Here is a 15,360-nt window from a genome sequence, read left to right as displayed (position 1 = left end):
GCGTTGTGCGGTCAGAGAGTTGCAGAGAAATGAGAGACCGTCCACTGTTCCGGCAACAGCCGGATGGTGCGGGCCGGTGAGCGGATCGCATACAGCGGTCGCCGCTCACCGGCCCCACCTGGCGGTGCGTCAGAGGCCGCCGGTGTGGAGCAGCAGATCGGGCGAGCCCTGGCCCAGAGCGGAGAGCACGTCCGGGGTGGCGGTGTCGGTAAGCCGGCTCGCGACGGCGGCGGGCGTGGCCGAGGGGTTCTCCTGCTTGTACAGGGCGGCGACTCCGGCGACGTGGGGACTGGCCATGGAGGTTCCGTTCAGGGCGACGGTCCCGCCGTCGAGCTTCGCGGAGACGATGTCGGCGCCCGGGGCGTAGAGCGAGACGCAGGAGCCCCAGTTGCTGAACGAGGTCTCCCGGTCCTGGCGGTCGCTGGCTCCCACGGTGACCACACCGTCGGCGGCCGCCGGGGAGACGTCGCACGCGTCGCTGTCGTCGTTGCCCGCCGCGACCACCGGCAGGACGCCCGCGTCGGCGACGGCTTCGACGGCCGCGTCGACCGCACGGGAACGGGCCCCGCCGAGCGAGGCGTTCAGGACGGCGGGGGTGGAGCCGGCCGCCGCGTCCTTGGCCACCCAGTCGAACCCGGCGATGACGCCGGCCCAGGTGCCGCGCCCCTGGCAGTTCAGGACCCGCACGCCGACCAGGGACGCGTCCTTCGCCACACCGGAGGCGGAGCCCCCGACGGTGCCGGCGACATGGGTGCCGTGGCCGTTGCAGTCCTGCCCGTCGCGGCCGTCCCCGACCGAGTCGTAGCCCTTGACGACCCGGCTGCCGAACTCGCTGTGGGCGGCGTCGATCCCGGTGTCGACGACGTACACCTTCACCCCGTCACCGGTGGCGGTGGTGGTGTAGGTGTCGTCCAGCGGCAGGGCGCGCTGGTCGATCCGGTCGGTGCCCCAGGTTGCCGCGGGGGCCCGGAAGAGGACTCCCGCCCTGGGCGCGTCCACGGCCACCTCGGCGTTCTCCTCGACGGCGAGCACCCCGGGGACCATCCGGACCGCCTCCAGTTCGGTGGCGGTGAGCGTGACGGCGAACCCGTGCAGGACATTCCCGTACGTGAACAAGGGGCGGAGCCCGAACTCCTTCAGGACGGTGTCCGGGGAGAGTTCGGGCTCCAGGGTGACGATGTACTGCCCGGGGACGGCCCGTGCGGACCGCTCCACCGGGACCCCTTCCGGTCCGGTGTCGGCGGTGGCCGGGGTGGTGGTGCCGATCAGCGGGGCGATCAGCAGCAGGGTGGCCGGGGCCCAGCGGGCGCGCAGGCGCATACGTGTCTCCTCGGGTGGGGGTTCGTTCGCGGTGCGGGTGCGCAGCCGCGAAGCGCGAATACCCGGTCCTTCGTCCCCTGCCCGTACGACGCCTTAACACGGGTTCAGCCGGACAGCGCAACGCCCGTCCGGAGCTCCAGGTCGGCCAGTTCCCGGTCGGGGTCGGCCCCGGGGTCGTGGTTCGCCCAGCTGCCGACCGCCACCTCGGCGGTGATGCCGGGCCCGAATCCGGCGATCAGGCCCTGTGCGGATTCGGCCGCGCCCCCGTCGTCGAAGAGGCGCGCGAGGGCGTCGAAGACGACGGAGCTGGCGATGTTGCCGCGTTCGGTGAGGGTGGCCCGGCTGTAGCGGAACATCTCCGGCGGCAGGTCGAGGAAGTGGCAGAGGTCGTCGAGGATGCGCGGGCCGCCCGCGTGGACGATGAAGAAGTCCATGTCGGGCACCGACCAGCCGTGCAGGTCGACCAGGTCCTTCAGGACCGGCGCGAGCATCTCCATGGTGCCGGGCACCCGCTTGTCGAGCAGGAAGTGGAACCCGGTGTCGCGGACGGCGTAGGAGATCCAGTCCTCGGTGTCGGGTACGAGGTGGGAGCCGTTGCGCTCCAGGCGCATGCCGGTGCCGCCCTGGCCCCGGACGACGGCGGCGGAGATGGCGTCCCCGAACAGACCGTTGGAGAGCAGGGATCCGACGCCGATGTCGGTGGGCTGGTAGCAGAGCGAGCAGAACTCGCAGGAGACGATGAGGACGTTGGAGTCCGGGTAGGCGAGGCAGAAGTCGTGCGCCCGGTTGATCGCGGCGCCTCCCGCGGCGCAGCCGAGCTGGGCGATCGGCAGCTGTCTGGTCTCGGGTCTGAACCCCATGGTGTTGATGATCCAAGCGGTGAGCGAGGGCATCATGAAGCCCGTGCAGGAGACGTAGACGATCAGGTCGATGTCGGCCGGGTCGGTCTCGGCGTTGGCGAGGGCCTGCCGCACCACTTCGGGGACCCGGGTCTTGGCCTCGGCCTCGTACACCCGGTTGCGGACCTCGAAGCCGGGGTGCTTGAGGGTCTCCTCGATCGGCTGCACCAGGTGCCGGGTCTGGACACCGGTGTTCTGGATGAGTCTCAGGACGAGGTCGCGCTGGGGGTGGCCGGCGTGGGTCTCCCGGGCCAGGTCCAGGGTCTGCTGCATCGTGATGACGTGTTCGGGCACAGCGATGGCAGGTCGGCACAGGGTCGCCATGGGTTCTCCTCGTATCTGGGAGCGGAGGCTCTCGTCACCACGTGACGGGCAGGGCGAGCGGGTAACGCCAGATGGACGTCGTGTTCCACCGGATGTCCTCGGGCTCCGCGTCGAGACGCAGGGCCGGGAAGCGGGCCAGCAGCGTGGAGAAGGCCACTTCGAGTTCCATGGTGGCGAGCGGCGCACCCAGGCAGTGGTGTGCGCCCCAGCCGAACGTCATGTGCGGGATGGACGGCCGGTCGGGGTCCAGCTCGTCGGGGCGGTCGAACTTGGCGGCGTCCCGGTTGGCCGTCAGGTACGACACATGGACCACGTCGCCCGCCTTGATGGCGACCCCGCCGAGTTCCACGTCCTCGGTGGCGATGCGGGGGATGCCGACGCCCTTGCGGAACGGGATGTACCGCAGCAGCTCCTCGATCGTGCGGGGCAGCCGCTCCGGTTCGGCCTGCACCGTCTTGAGCAGCTCGGGCCGGGTGAGCAGGGTGTGGGCGATGTTGCCGAGCTGGTAGGTCGTGGTGTCCTGGCCGGTGATGAGCAGGACCATCGCCATGACGGCCAGTTCTTTGTCGTCGAGCAGTTCGGCGCCGTCCCGGGCGGCGGCCAGGGTGCTGATGAGGTCGTCGCCCGGGGAGCGGCGGCGGTCGGCGGTCAGCTCGGTGAAGTAGCCGCGCAGTTCGGCCTTGGCCCGTACCGCGTCCTCCTTGCCGGCGGCCCCGACGTTCATCATCGTCAGGGCGTGGGCGCGGAGCCACGGGCGGTCGGCCTCGGGGATGTCGAGCGCCTCACAGATCGTGATCAGCGGCAGCGGTGAGGAGAGGCGGGCCACGAAGTCGGCCGGGGCCCCCTCCTCCTCCATGTCGTCGAACAGCTGGTCGACGATGCGCTGGGTCCCCTCCCGCATCTGGTCGACGCGGCGCGGGGTGAAGCTCTTGGCCACCAGGCTGCGGAGCCGGCTGCTGGCGGGCGGGTCCATGAGGTTGATGGACTCGGCCTGGACGATCGGCTCCGGGGTCATCCGGGGAAAGTCCCGCCCGAGTACGGCGCTGCGGCTGAAGCGCCGGTCGGTGGTGACCGTCCGGACGTCCTCGTAACGGGTGACGAGCCATGCCTCGCCCTCTCCGTACGCCATACGGATGCGGGAGACGGGCTCCTCGGTCAGCAGTTCCTTGAGCTGGGGGTCGAACTCCAGTTGCTGTGCGAAGTCGAAGGGACAGCTCCGTACGGTTTCCTTGTCGTGTACCGAGGCGTTCTGCACCGAGGTGTTCTCCACCGAGGTTCTCCCAATGACCGGTTCGGGGGTTTCAGGGCGTGCCGGCTCCGGGCCCGGGAACAGACCTCCCCTGCATCCCCCATCACGCTGCGAAACATGTCACTCACGCTCCGCAGTCAGCCGATCAGAGGGGGCGCACGCTCCCCCCTGCCGGTGTGGTGTCCACCCCGTCCAGGACGTGGTGGCGGCCGATCGGGAGCATGAGGGGCCTGCCGGACACGGGGTCCTCGATGACGCGGCTCTCCAGGCCGAACACCGCGCGTACCGTCTCCTCGGTCAGCACCTCGGCCGGGGGGCCGAAGGCGTGCAGCGTGCCGTCGGCGAGGGCGATGAGGTGGTCCGCGTTCCGGGCGGCGAGGTTGAGGTCGTGGAGCACCATCACGATGGTGGTGCCGCGCGAGCGGTTGAGGTCGGTGAGCAGGTCGAGGAGCTCGATCTGGTGACTGGCGTCGAGGAACGTGGTGGGCTCGTCGAGCAGGAGCAGGTCCGTCTGCTGGGCCAGGGCCATGGCGATCCAGACGCGCTGGCGCTGGCCGCCGGAGAGCTCGTCCACCGCGCGGTCGGCGAGCGGTTCGGTGGCCGTCGCCTCCAGGGCGGAGGCGACGGCGGCGTCGTCCTTCTCGTTCCAGCGGGAGAACATGGACTGGTGGGGGTGTCGGCCCCGGCCCACGAGGTCGGAGACGGTGATGCCCTCGGGCGCCACCGGGGACTGCGGCAGCAGGCCGAGCGTACGGGCCAGTTCCTTGGCGGGGAGGCGGTGGACCTCCTTGCCGTCCAGGACGACGCGGCCCTCGCGGGGTGCGAGCAGGCGGGACATCGAGCGCAGCAGCGTCGACCTGCCGCAGGCGTTGGCGCCGACGACGACCGTGATCGCGCCGGGCGGCACGACCAGGTCGAGCGAGGAGACGACGGTGCGGTCGCCGTAGCCGAGGGTGAGGCGTTCGGCGGTCAGTTGGTGGTCCATGGTCATAGCGAGCCTCCCGCCCGGTTGGTGCGGATGATCAGGTAGATGAGGTAAGGGGCGCCGAGGAGGCTTGAAGCTTCCGGCGATGTGGTTACGGGGCAGGATGACCGCGCTGACGAGCGAGGCGAACGCCGCCGAGGTGGCGGCCCCGGCGAGCGCCAGCTTGAGCGGGGTCGCCCCGCCCCGCCCGAGGGTTCCGACGGTGTAGACGAACAGGGCGGAGAGCGCGGCGCCGATGACGACCGCGAGGACCGTACGGGGGATCCGCTTCGTGGCCGCCGCCTGCCCCAGGGTCTCGTCGGCGCCGCCCAGCGCCGCCTGGACGTCGGCCCAGGGGACGTCGCGCGGGCCGAAGGCGACGGACGCCACCATGACGGCGGCCAGGGCCAGGACGGCGGCGAGGAGCCGGAGCGTGCGGACGCCCGCCGGACGCCGGGCCATGGTGGCGTCCGGCGGGCGCCGGTCTGCGAGTGCCGTCACTTGACCTTGTCCGCGGCCTTGGCGAGGGCGGCGGCGTAGCCGTCCAGCACGTAACTGATCGACAGGGGCGTCGGGTTGGCAGCGGTGGCCAGCGGCGAGCTGCCGGGCAGGAGGTAGGTGGAGCCGCGCTCGACAGCAGGGATCTTGGAGAGCAGCGGGTCCTTGCTGATCGTCTTGAGCAGCTCACCCGTGTCGTCGCCGTACCCGGTGATGATGTCGACGTCGTCGAACGCGTCGATCTGCTCGGCGCTCTTGGTGAGGGCGAACTTCTGCGTCCCCTCGGACGCCTTCGCGATGCTGCCCGGGATCTTCATGCCCAGGTCCTCGAAGAACTGCGCCCGGGTGTCGTGCGCGGTGTAGAAGCCGATCTCGCTGACGCCGTTGGGGTCGACGTGCGTCATGAACATCGCCGACTTGCCCTTGAGCTGCGGGTACTTGGCGGCGGTCTTCGCTATGTCCCCGTCGAGCTTCGTGATCAGCTTCTCGCCCTCGTCGGCGAGGCCGATCGCCTCGCTGTTGGTGCGGATGATCTCGCGCCACGGGGTCGCCCAGGCGGCGTCCGGGTAGGCGACGACCGGGGGCGATCTCGCTGAGGGTGTCGTAGTCCTTCTTGGTCAGCCCGGAGTACGCGGCCAGGATCACGTCCGGCTTCGTGTCGGCGACGGCCTCGAAGTCGATCCCGTCGGTCTCGTCGAACAGCACCGGCGTCCTGGCCTTGAGCTCTGTCAGCCGCTCCTCGACCCAGGGCAGCACCCCGTCGCCGTCGTCGTCGCCGAAGTTGGCGGCGGCCATGCCGACGGGCACGACACCGAGCGCCAGCGGCACTTCGTGGTTGGCCCAGTTGACCGTGGCGACGCGCTTCGGCTTGACGGGGATGGTGGTCTTGCCCAGGGCGTGTTCGACCGTCAGCGGGAGTCGGAGATCGACGACGTCGTACGGAAGCCGAAGAAGCTCGCCCGGAACCAGGTCCCCGCCGTCGCCGATCCGGAGTGCAGGGTCCCGGCGGGCATCCACAGGCCCAGGGCGGGGGTGATCGTCCAGATGCGTTCGCCGACCATCGCGGAGGAGGCGCCCCGCTCGTTCCGGAGCAGTTCGTGGAAGGGGTGGGAGTGCGCGTCCCAGAGGGTGTCGTGGGCGACGACCTCGTCGTAGGGCTGGATGACGAAGGGGGTGTCGACCGATCCGGGCGCGTGCGCGGGCAGCGACCGGGTCTCCCTGGTCATGGACGGTCCGGCCTCCCTGGTCATGGGGCGCCGACCGCGGTCGTACGGTGGCCGGTCGCGGCGGATGTCACTCGCATACGCCCAGCCTAGAAGGCCGTCCCGGCGGCCGGTTCCCCCGCTCCCCCGGTACGACGCGGCCGTCCACGGCCCGCACCAGGGCGTGCGCGGGCACCGGGCTCCGCCGACTGCCTCAACTCGACGTTTAGGCGGGGGTGGTTACGTCCTTCAGGTGAAGGGCCGCAGCTTTCGCCGTGCCCGGCGCCCTCCGGCCGGACAGTGGGTGGGCCGACCGGGGTTCCGGTCGGCGGGACCGCACGGTGAAAGGTGACGGATTCATGACCACTGAGGCCACCCGGCGGGTCGCGCTCGTCTTCTCCCTGTTCGATGCCAACGCCAACGGGGTCCTGGAGTCGGACGACTTCGACCTCATGGCCGACCGCGTCGTCCATGAGGCGCATGCGTCGGACCAGGCGGCGAAGGACGCGATGCGTGCGGCGTTCCGGCGGTACTGGACGACCCTGCTCACCGAGCTCGACGCCAACGGGGACGGTGAGATCAGCTTCGAGGAGTTCACCGCCTGTGTGCTGTCGCCGGAACGGTTCGACGAGACCATCGGCGTGTTCGCCGAGGCGCTCGCCGCGCTCGGCGACCCGGACGGCGACGGGCTGATCGAGCGCCCCCTGTTCATGGCGCTGATGACGGCCATCGGGTTCGAGCCCGCGAACATCGACGCGCTCTTCGACGCCTTCGAGCCGACCGACGGTGACCGGATCCGGGTGGAGACGTGGGTCGCCGGGATCAAGGACTACTACGCGCCCGGCAAGGCCGGCATCCCCGGCGACCACCTGGTGGTAGGCACCCCCGTCTGACCGGGCGCCCCGGGAGACGACAGCCTGGGTGGCGGGCGCCCCTGCCCGTCGGGCGAGAGGCTCCTACCGCCGAGCGAGGCCACCGATGATGCCGGCGGCCTGTTCCGGGGGCCGGTCCAGCCATGGGCCGAGGTACTCCCGGACCGCCTGCTCGGCGCAGTCGCGCACGGTGGCGCCCCCCAGTCTGCCTTGGGTAGGAGATCACGTTATGAGCGAAGGGGCCGTTCGCCGGCGGTGATGGAAGGGCGTTTGCCGGCGGTGGCCGCCCGGTCCGCAGCAAGGGCCGCGCCGGCTTTGCGTGCCTCAGGTGCCTGGCGGGCGAGGTCTTGCCGCTGTGTGGCCTCGTTCGCGATGGCGATACGCAGTGCGGTGGCGGTCCTGGCATGTGCCTGTGTGCCCTAGCAGTTGCTGAGCAGATGCTCCGCCCGACGCGACGACTTCCTGCCGCATCGTCCGGTGCCTGCTCTGGGCGTCGTGGGAGCGCTCCAGCCCGGTCCGTGCGTTCTGTGGCGGTGCCGACCCTGAGGCCGGCACCGCCACAGAACGCCGCCTCGGGCTGGAGCCGAACGTCGTCACAGGCGGCAGGCGCAGGAAGAAGTCCCCCCGTTGTCCCGTCAGCGAGACGGCACAGACCAGACACCCAGTTTGATTACGAATCCGGTTGCTGCGCTTCCCCTGTCCCCCGTCCCCCACACTGGCCGACTGGCCAAACACTGTGACTGGTTCGGCGGCAACTCTTCCAGTCGGCAGGTGATAGATCAACGGAGAAGACGGTGTGCGCACTTCTAGTGCGACTATCGTTCGGGGTTAGAGTCTCACCGGAGGACCCGGTGTTCATGACGCGGTTCCTGGAGATGGAGGAACCCCTCCTCCACTCCCTGTACTACCTCCACCTCGGCCACCTGCCGCGGGGGCAGGCCGAGACGATCCGCCGGGCCTACGAGGGCTGGGGCGACATCCAGGCGGCAATGCCCAAATTGTTGAGCTGGCACACGCCGACCGCATTCGAGCTCGCTGCGCCACGCCGGGAGTCGGAGGGCTACCGCCTCCACAGCTCCGACGGCGAGCAACTGATCAGCCTGTACGCGGTGGAGGCGGGCATCGAGAGCATCAGCTGCCTGACGGCGTGCCCCACGCTGCTCGAAGAGGCCGAGAACGAACTGGGTGGAGCGCTGGCCGGCGCGCTCGGAGAGATCAGGAAGCCACGGGAGCGGGATCTGGTCGACAACCTCCGTCGGGTCCTGCGGGCGTTGCGGATACCGGCGCCACCCGCCCTGCTCACGTCACTGCGGGATGCGGCACCGGCCGGGCCGGTGCAGGAGGTCTCCCTCGACGCCGCGCAGCACGCCGAGTATGCGACCTACGCCGATCGGTTCGGCCACGCCCTGAGCTCCGGCGACTGGTTCATTCACACGGTGCACCGGTCCCTGTACCTCTGCCCCGTCACTCCGGCCGCCGCCCCCGTCCGGCGGCCGGGGAGCCTGTCTCCCCCGTGGTGCTGGTCAGGCGCTGAGCATCGGGTGCGTCTCCAGCAGCGTCTCGGACACACCGAAGGCGCGGGTGAGGGTCAGCGCGTGGGGCTCCAGGAAGCTGAGGACCGCGTCCACCGCGTCGGGCAGGTCCTCGACCTGATCGGCCGTCAACCGCCGCCGTGCCAGCAGGTCTCCGCTGTGCGCGGCGACCCGGCGCAGGGTGAACAGGGCATGCAGCCCGCGCAGCAGGTCCGCCGGCAGCCCGGAGGGGACCTGGCCGGCGGCGGTCAGCAGGGACTCGGCGGCGAGCCGGTGGACGTGGGCGTCGGCCAGCGCCACGGCGGGCGTCACCGTCGCGTTCCAGCGGGCCAGCGGGGATGCGGCGCGCTGCCGGAGCCGGGCCTTCGCACGGGCGTGGGAGATACGCTCGATGTCGGCCAGGAGGTCCTGGAGGAACTGGGGGTCGGTCAGCTCCCGGTCCGCGGGCGCGATCTCGCTCTCCGGCTTGAGGTCGACGCCGCCGAGCAGCATCTCGCCCCCGGCCTTCTGCAGGATCACCGCGTTGTCGCCCTCGGCCGTGATCGTGCCCTCGATGGAGGCGAGCTGCAACGCGATGCCGTTCGCCTGGATCAGGCCCTGGGCGCCGCACCGCTCGCGGCACTCGGTCATGACCGCCCGGGCCCGCCAGGTGATCCACGCCTTGCTGATCGCCGTCAGCCGCTCGTACGCCTCGCGGTCCTCGCCGGTCGCCCGGTCCCACTGCTGCACGACCGACCGCTGGAGCAGCGTGGCGGCGTAGGTCGTCGCCACAGCGTCGAGCAGGGGCGTGTGGTGGCCGCGGTGGGCGATCAGCGGCACACGCTGTCCGTTGGTCATGCCCGAGGTGACCCGGGTGTGGGCGTAGCGCACGGCGACGTCGAGAGCGTGCCGCATGACGCCGAGGCTGTGGGCGGTCATGCACAGCTTGCCCATCGTGACCCGTCCGATGGACTGCAGGAACCGCCGGCGGGGGCTGCCGAGCGCACTGGTGAACCCGCCGTCCGGGGTGAGGCGGCCGTGGTCGCCCTGGAGGAGAGCGCTGAAAGGGAGGCGGACATCGTGGAACGTCGTGGCGCAGTGGTCGACAGGGCTGCTGGCCGTCTGGGGCAGCGGCCGCACCTCCACACCCGGCAACGGGCTGCCGTCGCTGTCGCTGAGCGGCGTCAAGAACAGGAAGACGCCGTGGTCGGTGGCGTCGACGATCAGGCGGGCCGCGACGACGGCCCCCTTCGCCCCCCCGGCCGGGCCGGTGTTGGGCATGAACTTCGCCGCGCCGGCCGTTGGGGTGTTCAGCACGAACCCGCGCGCCGCCCGGTCGAACGTCGCTGTGGTCTCCATATGTACGGCGTCATTGCCATGGGCAACCTCGGTGCAGAGAAACGTCCCTATGCGTTCGGCGCGGACGTACTCGCCCAGGTCGCGCCCGGCCGCCTCGTGGTCGACCAGGCTCCCGAAGAAGAGGTTGTAGTGGATGGAGACGATGGTGGCCATGCCCGGGTCCACCACACCGGCCCACTCGTGGATGGCGGTGAGTTCGACCGGATCGCTCGCGAGGACCTGTGGAGCCTCTACGGCCCCGTTGACGAGCCGGAGCCGGTCGTAGCTCAGGTCTATGCGTTCTCGGTGGGTCAGCCCCTCCTCGAAACGGAACGGGGCGGAGCTGAAAAGGCGCCGCCATCGTTCGTGAGTCGTATCCAGGTGACCGGCGAACAGGACGTCGGCGAGAGCGGCGGAGACGGGCGCGGCGGAGATGGATGCGGAATCCGGAATCTGAGAGTCAGTCACACCCAGGAAAACTAGCCTGATCGATCACGTCTGACGCAGTGAGGATCAACACGATTGAGCTGGGCGAAAACACGGTAGGTGCCCACTTCCTCACTCACTTCCACCTGCTCGGAGGCCGGCACAGCGAGGTCGCGCCGAGCGGGGTACGACCTCGGCTCCGCCAGGTTCCTCGTCGCGGTGACCGCGAAGTGAGCGGCATCATCCACGGCACGGAGATCCGGTTCCGGCGGCCTGCCTTCGGGCGGGGATTCGGTCTCCTGTCGCCCCTCCCACGCTTGCGAGAAGAGGACCTCTGCACCGAGCAGTACCGAGCCGGTCAGGAAGCTTCCACCGGCCGCCCGACTCGGGGTGGTCCGGTTTCACCGGGACGACCGCTGTCCAGGACGTTGTTGACGCGGTCGGTGGTGAAGTCGGGATCCGCCGCTGTGAGCAGCCGTCGCCGAACTCAGAGCCGCCTCCACCGCTCCCGTCGTCCTCGCGTCCTCCCGTACGAAGGCGATGATGTCCGGGGGGCGTGCGCCCCGGATTCCGTGTCGAGGAAGGCGACGAAGTCCGCAGGCCCGTCGGGGAACCGGAACCGCGCAGACCGGGTTCCGCCCGCGGGGCGTTGGTCGGTCAGCGGGATGGTCAGGCCCCTGTTCAGCAGGGCCATCTACATGAAGCGTCCGGCCGGCACCGCGAACGAGCACTCCGCCGTGCCGAAGACGTAGCGTGGGCCCGGAAGGCGATGGTGGTCCCGCTGCCGGCCGTCGGACCTGCGGCGGCGGGCGGGGCGACGGCGACGCCGCACGCGTACTCCTGGACCCACCGCGCTCCTCCGCGCCGCACGTCGGCCGTGAGGCGGCTCGACAGGGCGTTGGTGACGCAGGGCCCCATCCCGTAGACGCTCCAGGCCACGGTGTGACGGCCGCCGGGCGCGGGCCCGGTGTCCGCCAGGACTCTGCTCACCCTAGGCGCACCCTGGGAAAACACCAGCTCAGATCAGGTATGCCAAGGGCTTGGGCGGGGCGAGCCAGTTGCGGGACACGCCGAGGCCCCCGTTTCGGAGCGATCCGCTCACCCCGCGGTCAGCCGGTCAGAAGGTCCGGGTTGCCCGCCAGTGCGGCCAGGCGGCCCTGCGGGTCCGCGACGAGACGGCGTTCGGTCAGGTCGAGGACGCCGGCCACTCCGGTGATCTCGGCGGCCACCGTGCCGTCCTCCTTGATGACCTGCTGCTCCAGGGTGAACGTCTTCCCCGTGCCGTAGCCGAAGCGGCAGGTGACCCGTACCTTCTCCCCGCCCCGCAGCTCACGGCGGTACTTCACGGTGACTTCCAGCTGTACCGGGCCGATGCCGTCCGCGAGCAGCTTCTCCTGGGGCAGTCCGGCGGCCCGCAGCAGCTCCCAGCGGGCGTGTTCGGCGTACTGGAGGTAGACGGCCTGGTTGAGATGGCCCTGGGTGTCGAGTTCGTAGCCACGCACGGTCACGTCAACGGAGAAGGTCATGTCCGTGCGAACGCCTCCGCCCGGTTGTCCATTCCGGTGGACCGGTCCTGCCCGATGCCTTTACGGGCCTGTCATGCACCGGTAACTTCCACTCCGCAAGAGATTGCAGCAAAATTCCGGCAGAACTTTCCACCGGATCGTGTTCACTCGCCGAACCCCGAGGCGCGTCAGGGTTCTCCCCTCCCCTGGAGACACGCATGGGACGCACCCCTCACCGGTTGCCCGGACGCCCGCTCGCGGCGGCCCTGGCGGCAGCCGGACTGCTGGGACTCCTCACCTCCGTACCGCAAGCCGCTCCCGCCCCGGCCCCCGAACCCGTCGCCGCCTCGGCCGCCGCCGAGACCACGGCCACCGTCTTCTACTCCACGAAGACCCGGAACTGGTCGGCGTACCACCTGCATTACGCCCCCGACGGCGGCTCCTGGACCACCGTCCCCGGCACCCGGATGCAGGCCGCCTGCACCGACTGGGTCAAGCTGACCCTCCCCCTGGGCGGTGCGAGCGGGCTCAAGGCGACCTTCAACAACGGTTCGGGCACCTGGGACAACAACGCGGGCCGGAACTACGACCTGGGCACCGGGATCATCACCGTCAAGGACGGGGTCGTGGCGCACAGCGACCCGTGCGCGGGTGCGGGTCCCGAGGAGCCGGACCCCGGAGGGCCGAACACCGCCTCGGTCTACTACGCGACGTCGACCGTCGGCTGGTCCACCGTCAACCTCCACTACCGCCCGCACGGCGGAACGTGGACGACGGTGCCCGGCATCGGCATGGAGGCGGCCTGCACCGGCTGGGTGAGACGGACGGTGGACCTGGGCGGCGCCACGGGTCTTCAGGCGGCGTTCAACAACGGCAACGGGGTCTGGGACAACAACAACGGCGGCGACTACACCCTCCCGGCCGGGCTCACCACGGTGAACGACCGCAAGGTGACCGCCGCGGCGAAGGACCCGTGCGCCGCCGAGGAACCGGACACCCAGGCACCCTCCGTGCCCACGGCGGTGAAGGCCGCGGCCGACGGGGTTTCGGTCCTGGTCACCTGGGAACCCGCCACCGACGAACGGGGAGTGACGAAGTATCAGGTCACCCGGACCGGCGGCACGAAGGGCACCCTGGTCACGGACCTCGGCTCCACCGTGTTCGCGGACACCGGGCTCGAAGAGAGGACCGCCTACCGCTACACCGTCCGGGCGCTCGACGCCGCCGGGAACGTCTCGGCCCCTTCCGCCCCGGCCGCCGCCACCACCGGCGAGAAGCCCAGCGCCCCGGCGACGGGCACTCCGCTCGGCACCGATCCCCGCAAGGACCCGATCTACTTCGTGCTGACCGCCCGCTTCAACGACGGCGACCCCACGAACAACCGGGGCGGCAGCCAGCACGAGAAGTCCGGCAACGCGGCCAACGACGACCCCATGTTCCGGGGGGACTTCAAGGGTCTGGTGCAGAAGCTCGACTACATCAAGGGGCTCGGCTTCTCCGCGATCTGGGTCACCCCGGTCGTCCTCAACCGCTCGGACTACGACTACCACGGCTACCACGGCTACGACTTCTACGAGGTCGACCCGCGCCTGGAGTCCGCCGGCGCCTCCTACCAGGACCTCATCGACGCGGCCCACGCCAAGGGGATGAAGATCTACCAGGACGTCGTCCACAACCACTCCTCACGCTGGGGCGCCAAGGGCCTGTTCACCCCGAAGGTGTACGGGGTGCGCGACACGCAGTGGAGCTGGTTCTACGACGAGAAGAACGACGGCTTCGCGTACGACGGCCTCACCGTCGAGCCCAAGTCGGGGAAGTCGTACTACAACGGCGACCTGTGGTCCACGGCCGAGCCGTCCGGCAACACCTGCCTCAACTGGGGTACGCCCACCGGGCACACCTCACCGGAGGGCTACCGGATCTACAACTGCCAGTGGCCGAGCCCCACTTCGGGCATGTTCCCGAAGGCTCTTTACCACAACTGCTGGATCGGCAACTGGGAGGGCGAGGACTCCCGCTCCTGCTGGCTGCACGACGACCTCGCCGACTTCAACACCGAGAACGCCCAGGTCCAGAACTATCTGATCGGCGCGTACAACAAGTACATCGACATGGGCGTCGACGGCTTCCGGCTCGACACGGCGGTGCACATCCCCCGCACCACCTGGAACCGCCGCTTCCTGCCGGCGATCCAGGAACGGGTCACCCAGCGGTTCGGGGCCGAGGCGGCGAAGAACTTCTTCGTCTTCGGGGAGGTCGCCGCCTTCGTCAACGACAAGTGGAACCGCGGCTCGGTCAACCACTCCGCGCAGTTCTTCACCTGGAAGGAGCGCAAGGAGTACAGCGCGGACGACGAGAAGGCCGCCCTGGAGATGTACGACTACGAGCAGCAGCAGGGCACCGGCTCGCAGCCCGTCTCCGACAACGCCTTCCTGAAGGGCAACGCCTACCACGCGCCGGACCGGAGCCGGTTCTCCGGGATGAACGTCATCGACATGCGGATGCACATGAACTTCGGTGACGCGGACAACGCGTTCCACAACGGCAAGGACTCCGACGACAGTTACCACGACGCCACCTACAACGTGGTTTACGTCGACAGCCATGACTACGGGCCCAACAAGAGCAGCGAGCGGTACACGGGCGGAACGGACGCGTGGGCGGAGAACATGTCGCTGATGTGGACCTTCCGGGGGATCCCGACGCTGTACTACGGCTCCGAGATCGAGTTCCAGAAGGGGAAGAAGATCGACTGCGGGCCGTCGTGTCCGCTGGCCTCGACCGGGCGCGCCTACTTCGGGGACCATCTGGCCGGTGAGGTGACGGCATCCGGCTTCGGCAAGGTGTCCTCGGCCACCGGCAAGGTCGCGGACACCCTGGCCGCGCCCCTGGCCCGGCACCTCCAGCGGCTGAACGAGATCCGGCGCGCGGTGCCCGCCCTGCAGATGGGGCAGTACTCCACGGAGGGCATCAGCGGCTCCATGGCGTACAAGCGGCGCTACACCGACACGGCGAGCGGCACCGACAGCTTCGCCCTGGTGGCGGTCTCCGGGAGCGCCACGTACACCGGCATCCCGAACGGCACGTACCAGGACGCGGTGACGGGTGATACCAAGGTCGTCACCGGCGGCACGCTCGCCGTACCGGCTCCCGGGAAGGGCAACCTGCGCGTGTACGTCCTGGACCTCGGCGGGAAGAACGCCGCGCCCGGGAAGATCGGCACGGCGGGCCCGTATCTGAAGTAGCGGGAGG

Annotated in this window: 8 protein-coding genes and 2 pseudogenes; 2 read left to right on the top strand and 8 right to left on the bottom strand. The window is 70.1% G+C overall.

Annotated elements, in window-relative coordinates; translation table 11 throughout:
- Positions 1-129: 129 nt before the first annotated feature.
- From ACK8N7_RS34315 to ACK8N7_RS34290, 6 genes and pseudogenes are all read right to left on the bottom strand, one after another.
- Complete coding sequence (locus tag ACK8N7_RS34315) at positions 130-1,320, bottom strand: S8 family peptidase (protein ID WP_500444959.1); 1,191 nt, start codon at positions 1,318-1,320, stop codon at positions 130-132.
- Positions 1,321-1,424: 104 nt separating this feature from the next.
- The gene (locus tag ACK8N7_RS34310; protein ID WP_403214394.1) at positions 1,425-2,558 is read right to left on the bottom strand and encodes a type III polyketide synthase; all 1,134 of its coding nucleotides are present in this window, start codon (positions 2,556-2,558) and stop codon (positions 1,425-1,427) included.
- Between the two features lie 19 nt (positions 2,559-2,577).
- Positions 2,578-3,813: a cytochrome P450 gene (locus tag ACK8N7_RS34305; RefSeq protein ID WP_403214146.1), complete on the bottom strand. Its 1,236-nt coding sequence runs from the start codon at positions 3,811-3,813 to the stop codon at positions 2,578-2,580.
- A gap of 124 nt (positions 3,814-3,937) precedes the next feature.
- Positions 3,938-4,783 (bottom strand): ABC transporter ATP-binding protein, encoded by an 846-nt coding sequence (locus ACK8N7_RS34300; protein WP_500445910.1) that lies wholly within the window; start codon positions 4,781-4,783, stop codon positions 3,938-3,940.
- Positions 4,784-5,253: 470 nt separating this feature from the next.
- Positions 5,254-6,169, bottom strand: a pseudogene (locus tag ACK8N7_RS34295) (iron-siderophore ABC transporter substrate-binding protein); the annotation flags it as partial.
- A gap of 2 nt (positions 6,170-6,171) precedes the next feature.
- Positions 6,172-6,480, bottom strand: a pseudogene (locus tag ACK8N7_RS34290) (AraC family ligand binding domain-containing protein); the annotation flags it as partial.
- A 335-nt stretch (positions 6,481-6,815) separates the two neighbouring features.
- Between ACK8N7_RS34290 and ACK8N7_RS34285 the strand changes: the two are divergent.
- Positions 6,816-7,349, top strand: coding sequence for an EF-hand domain-containing protein (locus tag ACK8N7_RS34285; RefSeq protein ID WP_031126842.1), 534 nt, complete (start codon positions 6,816-6,818; stop codon positions 7,347-7,349).
- A 1,502-nt stretch (positions 7,350-8,851) separates the two neighbouring features.
- On the opposite strand, the gene ACK8N7_RS34280 is transcribed toward ACK8N7_RS34285, so the two are convergent.
- Together ACK8N7_RS34280 and ACK8N7_RS34275 are read right to left on the bottom strand one after the other, a co-directional pair.
- Positions 8,852-10,645 carry an acyl-CoA dehydrogenase family protein gene (locus tag ACK8N7_RS34280; protein WP_403214144.1) on the bottom strand — a complete coding sequence of 598 codons (1,794 nt, stop codon included), beginning with the start codon at positions 10,643-10,645 and terminating at the stop codon, positions 8,852-8,854.
- Between the two features lie 1,067 nt (positions 10,646-11,712).
- A complete protein-coding gene (locus ACK8N7_RS34275) occupies positions 11,713-12,129 on the bottom strand; it encodes an acyl-CoA thioesterase (protein ID WP_500444957.1) in 417 nt (138 codons plus the stop codon).
- 197 nt (positions 12,130-12,326) lie between these two features.
- Here ACK8N7_RS34275 and ACK8N7_RS34270 point away from each other — a divergent pair, with 197 nt between their 5' ends.
- Positions 12,327-15,353, top strand: a complete 3,027-nt coding sequence (locus ACK8N7_RS34270) for a carbohydrate binding domain-containing protein (protein WP_500444955.1) — start codon at positions 12,327-12,329, stop codon at positions 15,351-15,353.
- The last annotated feature ends 7 nt before the right edge of the window (positions 15,354-15,360 follow it).

The organism is Streptomyces griseobrunneus, assembly GCF_046713465.1.
GTDB classification, from domain to species: Bacteria; Actinomycetota; Actinomycetes; order Streptomycetales; family Streptomycetaceae; genus Streptomyces; species Streptomyces microflavus.
The sequence above is the reverse complement of the archived record's forward strand: the minus strand, read 5'-3'. Positions and strand labels throughout refer to the sequence as shown.